This is a genomic window from Planktothrix sp. PCC 11201 (genome assembly GCF_900009135.1).
Classification (GTDB): domain Bacteria; phylum Cyanobacteriota; class Cyanobacteriia; order Cyanobacteriales; family Microcoleaceae; genus Planktothrix.
In genome coordinates, this window is sequence record NZ_LT797765.1 from 1 (window position 1) to 1,027 (window position 1,027).

Annotated in this window: 1 pseudogene; it reads right to left on the reverse strand. The window is 35.1% G+C overall.

What is annotated here, in order from left to right:
• Positions 1–52: 52 nt before the first annotated feature.
• Positions 53–875 (reverse strand): annotated as a pseudogene (locus PL11201_RS25595) (hypothetical protein).
• Positions 876–1,027 lie beyond the last annotated feature (152 nt).

Genomic DNA, 1,027 nt, shown 5'->3' on the forward strand with positions numbered 1-1,027 from the left:
TATAACCCTCTTCTGTCACTCTCCGAATTAAGCAAGTAGTAAATCAACTAAATTATCCAGAAGAATAAAAGGGTTTAAATCCATTCATGGCACTAATGAGACGATTGAATCCCAGCAATAAATCGGAATTGGGAAAAATATCTAGCCAGGGATAAATTAACCAAAATAGCAACAGTGGTTGGACAATTAAGCGAAGATTATTTAGCACATTCTTCCATCCGTGTTCATGATCCCATTGTTGATGCTCAGAAAAATCAACAGAATTACTTTCTTGTACATGAGGTTCAATTTGACGAGCTTGATTCAAGCCGAAAAAAGCGGGAGAATTTAAACTAATCATTGTGTAAACACAAAAAATAATTGACCACCACTTTTCAATATCCTTAAAATTAGTAAAACGGTAGTCTGTCCAACCTAATTCTTGTTTACATTGCCGAAAGCCATATTCTACCCATGTTCTTAATCCATAAAGATTGCCCACAATTTTCTTGAGTTTACCTTGGAGATTCGTTTTAACAAATGAAGTAGAATTGGACGGCATTGTTTCTGGATCGGTAGTTAACTCCCAATATGTTACCGCTCCTTTTTTACCATAAATTATTTCTCTAATATATCTATTTTCTGATTTTCCGTCGCTAAATACTCTTTTAAATTGACACCATTTATTGGCTCTAACCTTTTGGCTAGAAGGCAGCCAGACTCCATGATTTCCTCTTGATTGGTGCAATTATTCCTAAATGTAAATATTTAAAACATTCATAACTTCTTACTTCTTTGAATAAGTCTTTATACTCGGCACAATATTCATCTATTACTCTCGTTGTTGATTGTGCGTCTCTTGCCAAATGTTTTAGAACTTGTAACTCTACATCCATTGCTCTGCCTCATTTGTAGCGTTTTTATCTTTTCACACTTTAATTTTAACACTCGGAGAGTGACAGAAGAGGGGTATTGCAAGAGGCAATAGGGAATAGGCAATCTCGCTATAGGTAAATACTTACTGTGAGCAGCTTTTAGCTTTCAAGAA